This is a genomic window from Desulfobulbus sp., from assembly GCF_031547805.1.
In the GTDB taxonomy this organism is placed as follows: Bacteria; Desulfobacterota; Desulfobulbia; order Desulfobulbales; family Desulfobulbaceae; genus Desulfobulbus.
This window is the reverse complement of the sequence record NZ_JAVBRQ010000046.1, coordinates 21,823-27,845: the sequence shown is the minus strand read 5'-3', so window position 1 is coordinate 27,845 and position 6,023 is coordinate 21,823. Positions and strand designations below refer to the sequence as shown.

Annotated in this window: 3 protein-coding genes and 1 pseudogene; 3 read left to right on the top strand and 1 reads right to left on the bottom strand. The window is 59.1% G+C overall.

Annotation, left to right across the window (positions count from 1 at the left end; all coding sequences use genetic code 11):
* A pseudogene (locus RMR13_RS14615) lies at nt 1-265 on the bottom strand (hypothetical protein); the annotation flags it as partial.
* Between the two features lie 158 nt (nt 266-423).
* Between RMR13_RS14615 and guaA the strand changes: the two are divergent.
* From guaA to RMR13_RS14600, 3 genes are all read left to right on the top strand, one after another.
* The gene (gene guaA / locus RMR13_RS14610) at nt 424-1,968 is read left to right on the top strand and encodes a glutamine-hydrolyzing GMP synthase (RefSeq protein ID WP_310601360.1); all 1,545 of its coding nucleotides are present in this window, start codon (nt 424-426) and stop codon (nt 1,966-1,968) included.
* A 231-nt stretch (nt 1,969-2,199) separates the two neighbouring features.
* Nucleotides 2,200-4,866 (top strand): TrlF family AAA-like ATPase, encoded by a 2,667-nt coding sequence (locus tag RMR13_RS14605; protein ID WP_310601359.1) that lies wholly within the window; start codon nt 2,200-2,202, stop codon nt 4,864-4,866.
* On the top strand, nt 4,848-6,011 hold the full coding sequence (locus tag RMR13_RS14600) for an RNA-binding domain-containing protein (RefSeq protein ID WP_310601358.1): 1,164 nt from the start codon (nt 4,848-4,850) through the stop codon (nt 6,009-6,011). The genes RMR13_RS14605 and RMR13_RS14600 overlap by 19 nt, the downstream gene beginning before the upstream one ends.
* Nucleotides 6,012-6,023: the final 12 nt, after the last annotated feature.

Below are 6,023 nucleotides of genomic sequence, written 5' to 3'. Positions count from 1 at the left end.
AGAAGGTCAGCCAAAGCAGCCACCACAGCACGCTCAGTGGGCCGTTTTTTGCCAGTTGCTGCCGCCGCTGCAGCAGAATGGCAAACAAAAGCGGTAGCGCCGCCAAAAAGATGTTCCAGATGAGAGCGGCGTGCAAAAGTGCGTGGTCCAGGAAAGGGAGGGGAAGACTAAGCGCAAGGCTGCTGAAAAGCAATACGCGCACCAGCCTTGCAGTTTGGCGCGGCAAAATGCGGCCCAGTTTGAAGGTTTCCAGTCCGTTCGGCATCAGCGTTTCCTGCTTTCCCAGCCAAAAGGCCTTGCCCTTAAAACGTATGGTCGCTAGGATATGTTTCAACCGCAGTTGCCAATATCCCCTTTCCTTGCCGCCCCTTTTATTGTACAATCATTTTGTAAACCATCTGCAACGTTTCAAGGAGGAGTACCGTGCCATATCAAACCATCATTATTGCAGACTTCGGCGGCCAGTACAACCAGCTCATCGCCCGCCGTGTGCGCGAAAACCAAGTGTATTGCGAAGTGGTCCCCTACACCAAGGCCATGGCGGCCATCCAAGAGAAAAATCCTGTCGGCATCATCTTCACCGGCGGTCCGGCCAGCGTGTACGAAAGCGGCGCGCCAAACATCGACCCCGCCGTCTACGATCTGGGCATACCGGTGCTGGGCATCTGCTACGGCGCCCAACTGATGGTGACCCAACTGGGCGGCCGGGTGGAACGGGCCGAGAAGCGGGAATTCGGCAAGGCGCAGCTCCACGTCGAATACACCGGCGGCCTGTTCGCCGGCATGGAAACGGCGCCGGCCCACCACCAGGTGTGGATGAGCCACGGCGACCGCATCGAAACGCTGGCGCCGGGCTTTTCGGTCACCGCCACCAGCGCCCATTCGCCCTACGCGGCCATCCGCCACGCCGAAAAACCTTTCGTCGGCGTGCAGTTCCATCCCGAGGTCGCCCACACCCTGATCGGCACCGATGTGCTGCGCAACTTCGTCTTCGGTCTCTGCGGGTGCAGCCCCGACTGGACCATGCACTCCTTCATCGACGCGACCGTGGCCGCGATCCGGGCCAAGGTCGGCGCCGACCGGGTGATCTGCGCCCTGTCCGGCGGGGTGGACTCCTCGGTGGTCGCGGCCCTGGTCCACCGGGCCATCGGCGACCAGCTCACCTGCATCCACGTCAACAACGGCCTGATGCGGACCGGCGAATCGGAAAGCGTGCTCCGCTTCTTCCGCGAGAAGACCAAACTCAAGGTCGTCGATATCGACGCGTCCGCCTACTTCCTGACCGCCCTGGCCGGGATCAAGGATCCCGAGGAAAAACGCAAGCGGATCGGCTACGGCTTCATCGAGATCTTCGAGGCCGAGGCCAAGAAGCTGGGGCAGGTCCGCTATCTGGCCCAGGGCACGCTGTATCCGGACGTGATCGAATCCGTGGTGTTCCGCGGCAAGGCGCCGATCAAATCGCACCACAACGTCGGCGGCCTGCCCGAACGGATGCAGCTGGATCTGATCGAGCCCCTGCGCGAGCTGTTCAAGGACGAGGTGCGCGAACTGGGCCTGGAGCTGGGCCTGCCCGAAGAGGCCATCTACCGCCAGCCCTTCCCCGGTCCGGGCCTGGGTATCCGGATCATGGGCGAGGTCACGGCCGAGCGGCTGGCCATTCTCCGCCAGGCCGACGTGATCGTGCTGGAGGAGATGAAGGATGCCGGCTGGTACCGCAAGGTCTGGCAATCTTTTGCCGTGCTCCTGCCCATCCAGACCGTAGGCGTCATGGGCGACGGCCGTACCTACGAGCATGTCATCGCCCTGCGCTGCGTGGACAGCAAGGATGCCATGACTGCCGACTGGACGCGCCTGCCCTACGAGCTGATGGGCCGCATTTCCAACCGAATCATCAACGAGGTGCGCGGCGTCAACCGGGTGGTGTACGACATCTCCTCCAAGCCGCCGTCGACCATCGAGTGGGAATGATTAGGTGTCTGGCATGAGCTGGCAACGGCAGGCAAAAAATCTTATAACTCATTGATGTAGTTTGATTTTTTTTGTTTTCCGCATGGCAAGTTAGAGTTGTTCCCCGATGTTCGGACAGGAAATCGGGTTTTGTTAGCTTGTCTTTTGTTTCATCAGGCTACCTCTATGAGGTAGTCTGGAAAAAGTGGACACCAATCTGTTAGCCTGCACAGCAACAAGGAGGAGTCGCTGATGGAAAGTCAGCCACCAAAGCAGTCAGGGGCTCGGTCCTTTGTCTTCGCAGAAGGGGCACAGTGGGTACGCGTAGACTTTCATCTGCATACCCGAGCAGACCGCGAATTCAACTACGCGAGCGTTGGCAACTTCTACAACAGCAACTATGTGGATGCGTTGGAGAAAGCGGGCATCCGACTTGGCGTTGTCACCAATCACAATAAGTTCGACTTTGATGAGTTCAAAGCACTGCGCAAGACGGCCCAGAAAAAGGGGGTCGCGCTGCTGCCAGGTGTCGAGTTATCAGTCAACGATGGGGCCAATGGTATCCATACGCTTGTTGTGTTCTCGGACGCATGGATCGATGAACACAACTACATCAACCCCTTTCTGACTAGCGCTTTCGAAGGCAAAACGCCTGCTCAGTACGAACAGGAGAATGGCCGCACCTCCTGGTCTCTTCTGGAGACGATCAGGAGGCTGGAAAGCTATCACCGTGATTTCTTCCTCGTTTTTGCCCATGTCGAAGCACCGAGCGGCTTGTGGGCAGAACTGGATGGCGGCCGACTCACTGAGTTGGGGCAGAACGAATTCTTCCGGCGTAAAACCCTAGGCTTCCAAAAGGTTCGCACGCACGACGGTGCAGGCAAAGACAAACCTTGCCGTACCAAGACTCAGAGCTGGTTGCAGAACTGGTACCCCGCCGAACTTGAGGGCAGTGACCCCAAGTGCATCGATGAAATCGGCCGGGGCAAGACCAGTTACCTGAAGTTGGGCGAGTTGTCTTTTGAGGCGGTCAAGTTTGCATTGAGCGATCCCGCTACGCGAGTAGCCATGGAGCCGCACAAGCATTTGGCGTCGCACATCCGTAGCATCCACTTCGACGGGGGCGTCCTCGACGGGAAGACGCTGCATTTCTCGCCCGAACTCAACACGTTGATCGGCATCCGTGGCAGCGGCAAGTCGTCTATCCTTGAAGCGGTGCGCTACGCCCTCGACATTCCTCGTGGCGAGAAGGCGCAGGACACCAAGTACAAGGATGAGTTGATCCGCCACACCCTCGGTAGCGGCGGCAAGGTGACGCTGACGGCCTGGGATGTATACGGGCAGGAGTTCACCATCTCCCGCATCTTCCGCGAAGCGCCGAATGTCTACTTGGGCGGTAAGTTGCAGCCCGGTGTATCGATTCGGGAAACCGTACTGCACCGCCCAATTTATTTCGGACAGAAAGACCTCTCCAGCACCGGCGAAGGCTTCGAGACTGACCTGGTAGAAAAACTGGTTGGCGAGAAGCTCCGTGTGCTGCGTGACGAAATCGAGGCTCAACGCCAACGCGTGCGTGACGCCGCTCAGCGCTGGCTCAAGCTCAGCAATACCGCCGAGCAGAAGCGCGACTTCGAGGCCCAACTCAACGATGCCAAGTTCCGTCTGACCAAATTCGTGGAGCACGGCGTCGCAGACAAGCTCCAAAAGCGCCTCGGCTTCCAGCAGGACGCTACTGCGCTGGCACGCATGAAGGAGCGGGCGGACAACTTCATCCGCGCCTTGGGACAACTGATCGCCGAACACGAAGACGAGTTGCGCAACGCCACGAGCTATGTGTCCAAGCAAAACTCAGACTTCTTCGCGGCCTACTACGCCGAGTTCTCCAACCTCGTTGCCAAGATCGATCAGCTCAAGCAGATCGAGCAAGATGCACGCACTATTGCGGGCCGCCTCAAGACCAAGCAGAGCGAGTTTGAAGGCGCAAGCAAGAGCCTTCAGGAAGAGTTCGCGCAAGTCGAACGGCAACTGGCTCAGGAACTCAAGCAAACTGGCATGACGGCCATCCAGCCGGACGACTTTCTGGCCCAGCAGCAGCGCAAGACCAAGGCGGAGCTAATGCTGGAGGCGCTGGCCAAGCAGGAATCACAGCAGACCAGCATCCGCGACGCGCTGTTTGCCGAGATCGACAAGCTCAATGAACTCTGGCTGCGCGAATTCAACACCATCAAAGTGGAGCTGGACCGAGTAAACGCAGGCCATACCGCCCTGCAGATCGAAGCCGACTTCAAGGGCGACAAGGAAGCCGCTATCAGCTTCATGCAGCAGCTCTTCAAGGGAAGCAACATCCGCGAAACCACGCTGCGCGCAGTGATGGAGGACTATGCCGACTTCGGCGGCCTCCTGCGTGCCCTGCCGGGTGCTTTGGTCAAGGCTGGCAGCACCCCCGAGGTCTTCGAGAAGACCCTCATGCAGAACCTGACTGAGTTCGTCACCTGGCAGGTGCCCAACCGTTTCGTCATCCGCTATCGCGGCAAGGAGCTGAAGCACCACTCGCTCGGGCAGCGCGCTTCGGCACTGCTGCTGTACGTACTCAGTCAGCGCCAAAACGACGTGATCATCATTGACCAGCCGGAAGACGATCTGGACAACCAGACCATCTACGACGATGTGATCAAGCTGTTGCGTGAAATGAAGCCTCACGCCCAATTCATTTTCGCCACCCACAACGCCAATTTCCCGGTGCTGGGCGATGCGGAGCAAGTGCATGCCTGCAAGTACCAGGATGAGAAGGTCGCTACGCAAAGCGGCAGCATCGACGCCCGTCCGGTACAAGACGCGATCATCAACATCATGGAAGGAGGTCAGGCAGCCTTCAACCGTCGCAAAGAGGTCTACAACCTATGGAAACCACAGAGCTGATTGACCTGCTTAGCCGGGGCGAGGACAGCCGGCAGCAGTTCAAGGCGGACATGACCAATGCCGATGCTTTGGCGGCGGAGATCGTCGCCTTCAGCAACACCGCTGGCGGGCGCATCTTCATCGGTGTGAACGACGATGGTTCGGTGCGGGGCCTATCCGGTGCCGACGTTGCCCGCCTCAACCAGCTCATCGCCAACGCGGCCTCACAGATTGTGCGTCCCGCCGTGAACCCGCTCACGGAAAACGTGCCTCACCCGGCCGGTACGGTACTTGTGGTCTCCATCGCCGAGGGCGTAAACAAACCCTACATGGACAAGAACGGCGCGATTTGGGTGAAGAATGGCTCGGACAAGCGCCGCGCCACCTCGCGTGAGGAAATTCAGCGCCTGTTCCAGCACGCGGGCTTGGTGCATGCCGACGAAACGCCCGTGCCGGGTTTGAGTACGGGTGATCTGGACATGCCCTACTTCGAAGCCTTCTTCGCGCAGCAGTTCGGCGAGCCGCTCGCTCAGCATAACCAGCCACTGCCGCAGTTGCTGACCAATATGAACCTGGTGAATCAGGGGCAGCTCAACGTGGCGGGCAGCCTGCTGTTCGCCAAGGCACCGCAGTACGCGCTACCCGCGTTCATCGTCAAAGCCGTCGCCCTTGTCGGCACCCAAATCGAGGACGAACGCTACATCGACAGCCGTGACATCACCGGCAAGCTGGCCGATGTTTTCCAGCAGACGCTGAGCTTCATCATTGCCAACATCCGTTCCACGCAGGGTGAGCAGGGCTTCAACTCGCAAGGACAGCTTGAGATCCCCCGCATCGTCTGGGAAGAGTTGGTCGTCAACGCCCTCATCCACCGCGACTATTTCATCAGTGCCCCGGTGCGCGTGCTGGTTTTTCCTGATCGGGTCGAGATCGTCAGCCCCGGCCACCTGCCCAACAACCTGACCATCGAAAATATCAAGGCCGGCAATTCCAATATGCGCAACCCGATTCTGGCGTCCTTTGCCGCCAAACTCTTGCCTTATCGAGGACTGGGTAGCGGCCTGCTGCGCGCACTGCGGGCTTGGCCGCAGATCGAACTCATCGATGATCGTGCCGGCAATCTGTTCAAGGCCATCGTGGTGCGTCCCAGTGTGCCGGAGGCGTGACTGATCAACTGG